5 protein-coding genes are annotated in these 3,326 nt (G+C 68.3%); all 5 read right to left on the bottom strand.

Going from position 1 to position 3,326, the window contains the following annotated elements:
• A partial coding sequence (locus tag ACV4UX_RS17220; protein ID WP_491594513.1) for an iron-containing alcohol dehydrogenase occupies positions 1-840 on the bottom strand: 840 nt, incomplete at its 3' end.
• An 8-nt stretch (positions 841-848) separates the two neighbouring features.
• Positions 849-1,679: a hypothetical protein gene (locus tag ACV4UX_RS17215; protein ID WP_491594512.1), complete on the bottom strand. Its 831-nt coding sequence runs from the start codon at positions 1,677-1,679 to the stop codon at positions 849-851.
• A gap of 33 nt (positions 1,680-1,712) precedes the next feature.
• Positions 1,713-2,189, bottom strand: coding sequence for a ferritin-like domain-containing protein (locus tag ACV4UX_RS17210; RefSeq protein ID WP_491594511.1), 477 nt, complete (start codon positions 2,187-2,189; stop codon positions 1,713-1,715).
• Positions 2,190-2,205: 16 nt separating this feature from the next.
• Positions 2,206-3,042, bottom strand: coding sequence for an FAD/NAD(P)-binding protein (locus tag ACV4UX_RS17205; RefSeq protein ID WP_173080110.1), 837 nt, complete (start codon positions 3,040-3,042; stop codon positions 2,206-2,208).
• On the bottom strand, positions 3,035-3,326 hold a 292-nt coding region (locus ACV4UX_RS17200), incomplete at its 5' end, for a 4Fe-4S dicluster domain-containing protein (RefSeq protein ID WP_491594510.1). The genes ACV4UX_RS17200 and ACV4UX_RS17205, both read right to left, overlap by 8 nt.

The raw sequence follows: 3,326 nt of genomic DNA, 5'->3' as shown, positions 1-3,326 counted from the left end.
GGGGTGCACCAGGCCGTGGAGGATGTCGAACATGCCGCCCAGGGAATGCGCCAGGGCGTGCCCGGCCCCCAGGCCCGCGTTGCTGAAGGACATGCCCGCCGCCGTGCTGGCGATGGAGAGTTGCTCCAGGGCGTCCAGGTCGCGGTCTTCCACGGCGTGCCGGAGGTTGCGCATGATCAGCTCGATGGCGCGCAGGGCCTGGATTTCCGTGAAGGGCGAGGCGATGCGCGACACGTAGGACTCCACCGCGTGGGCCAGGGCGTCGATGGCCGAGGCGATGATCAGCTCCTGGCTTTTCGTGAGCAGGATGAGCGGATCGATGATGGAGATGTTGGGCACCAGCGACCGGCTGATGATGGACATCTTGAGCTGGCGCTCCACGTCGGTGATGATGCAGAATTGCGAGATGTCCGACCCGCTGCCCGCCGTGGTGGGCAGGAAGATGGTGGGCGGCAGGGGGCGTTCGATGCGGTTGGCCCCCTCGTAGTCCGCGATGGAGCCGCCGTTGCCCGCCAGGATGGCGATGCCCTTGGCCGCGTCGATGGGGCTTCCCCCGCCGATGGCCAGGATCACGTCCGCCCCGGTCTCCAGGTAGAGTTTTGCGCCGTGGCTGACCTGCCAGTCGCGCGGGTTGGAGTTCACGTCGCCGTAGTAGACCCACTCCAGGCTCTCGGCCTCGAGAATGGTCTGGACGCGCTCCACCCAGCCGGACTTTTCCAGCCCCTCGTCGCTGACGAGAAAGACCCGTCTTGCACCCAGCCTGCGGGCGCACTGCCCCACGTGCACCATGGAGCCGCGCCCGAAGATGATCTCCGGGATGGCGAATTTCGTGACGTTCATGGGGCGCTTCACCATGCGGGACCGCGAGGGGAGGGGGCGGCGTCCCCGTTGCCCCGGCGGATCATGATGCGATCGTCATGGAAATGAATCATCATGTGGATATAGCCCAATTCCTCAAGGCTTCTCAAGGCCGCCGAGGCCCTTGCGGAAAATATCCTCAGGTCCGCCGCCTGCTGGCCGCACAGGGCGCGCACCTCGGCCGGTTCCAGCAGGAGGGGCCCCCCGCCGACGGCAAGGATATATCCCGCCAGCCACTTGGACAAGGGTCCCGGCACCATGCCGTAGCGCAGCCGGGCCAGCTGGCCCAGCCCCTCCACGTCGCGCAGGGCGTCCACGGCCTCCGGGGAGGCCTGGGCGCGGAAAACGCCCTGCTCCCGGTCCACCAGCACGGTCTCCAGGAGCTGCACGCAGCAGTTGAAGCGCTGGTCGCGCAGCTCCACGCGCCCCGTGGCCAGCCGGAACAGGCTCGCCTCCAGGCGGGACAGGCACGCCCGCGTGGCCCGGCGGCCCAGCACCGCCAGAAAGCGGCGCATGGAGCCCCCGGCAGGCCCCTCCCCGCGCAGCGCGGCCAGGACACAAGCCAGGAACACGTCCTGGTCGAACTGGTCCAGGCTCTCGCCGGTGTACCAGGCCGGAAGCCCCTCTCCGGCCATGGCCAGGGGCTCTCGCTCCAGACGACGCCTGCGCCGGAGCGACGCGGCCGGGAACAGGTCCGAGGCGAGGAACAGGGCCGCTCCCGGGAGCGCCTCCGCGCCAGGCAACGATCGGTGGACGGTGGGCGCCAGGCCGGGGTGGGGGAACACGCCGGCCGCGTCCAGGCTGAACTCCTCCAGAAACATGCGCCCTCCTCGGGGCGGCGCGGGCCCGCCCGGCTATTTTCTGATGAGCGCCGAGAGCTGACGCAGGTGGCGGCGCTCCTCCTCGATGCACTCCAGGATGAAGGAATGCTCCGAACTGGCGATGAGATGGAGCATTTCCTGGAAGAAGATCATGGAATCCTTCTCCAGCTGCATGGCCCCGCGCACCGCGCCTTCCAGCTCCCCGGCGCGGGCGGCCAGGGCGTCTGCGAAGCCGGGCGAGAAGAGGGCGTGGGAATCGAGCAGCGCGTCCAGATAGTCGCTGTACTCCTCCATGCTGCTCCAGGCGGGCAGTTCGGCCTTGCCCACGCGCCCGGCCATGGCCGTGAAGAGCTGCTCGTGGCGGCGCTCCTCGGCGGCCAGGCTCTCGAAGAAGCGCTTCACCGTGGGGTCCGAGGCCTCCGAAGCCAGGCGGGCGTAGAGCGCCTGCCCCCTGCGTTCCATTTCGACGGCCGCGCCCACCACGTCCGCCGCGCTGAAAAACTCCGCCATAGAGCCTCCGCTGGATTTAGAGTTCGTTGGGCAGCTCCTTGAGCTGCTCGTAGGTGAAAACGGGTCCGTCCACGCAGACGTACTTCTCGCCGATGTTGCAGCGCCCGCACAACCCCACGCCGCACTTCATGCGCTTCTCCAGGGTGGTGACGATCTGGCCGTCGGCGAAGCCAAGGTCCTTCAGGGCCTGGAGCGTGAATTTGATCATGATCGGCGGCCCACAGGTGACGGCCACGGCGTTCCCGGCCGGTGGGGCCATCTCGCGCAGCACGTTGGGGATGAGCCCCACGCGGTGCTCCCAGCCCGGGGCCTCGCGGTCGATGGTCAGCACGGTTTCCAGGTCGTCGCGGCCAAGCCACTCGGGCAGCTCGGCCTTGAAGGCCATGTCCTCGGGGCTGCGCGCGCCGTAGAGCAGGCGTATCCTGCCATAGTCCTTGCGGTTGTCCAGCATGAAGAGCAGCAGCGTGCGCAGCGGGGCCATGCCGATGCCGCCGCCTATGAACACGATGTCCTTGCCCTTCATGGACTCGTACGGGAACCAGTTGCCCAGGGGGGCGCGCACGCCGATGCGGTCCCCGGCGTTCAGGCGGTGGAGCGCGGCGGTCACCTCTCCCGCGCGCATGACGCTGAACTGCAGGTAGTCCATGCGCGTGGGCGGCGAGTTGATCACGAAGGTGGATTCCCCCGTGCCGAACACCGAGAGCTGGCCCACCTGACCGGGCTGGAAGGTGAAGGCCTTTCGGCGCGCCTCGCTGTCCAGGCGCACGCGGAAGGTCTTGATGTTGGGGGTCTCCTGCACGGTCTCCACGATGGTGGCCATGTCGGGCAGGTAGGGATTGGGCAGGCTAGTCATGGCTTAACTCCCGGGCGCGTTCCACGGCGGCCAGCACGAGTTGACGGATGTCCACCCCCACGGGGCAGCTTCTGATGCAGCGGCCGCACCCGCAGCAGGCGATGGCCCCGCCGTGCAGGCCCGGATAGTAGGAGAACTTGTGGCCCACGCGGTTTTTCAGCCTGTGGGCCTTGGTGGGCCGTGGGTTGTGGCCGCTGGCCTCCAGGGTGAACTGGAAGGACATGCGGTTGTCCCAGGTGCGCAGGCGCGCGCCCTCGTTGCCCTGGGCCTCGTCGGTGATGTTG

The sequence above is a fragment of the Fundidesulfovibrio sp. genome (assembly GCF_058402725.1).
Note: the sequence above shows the minus strand (reverse complement) of the source record. Positions and strands in the feature narration are given on the sequence as shown.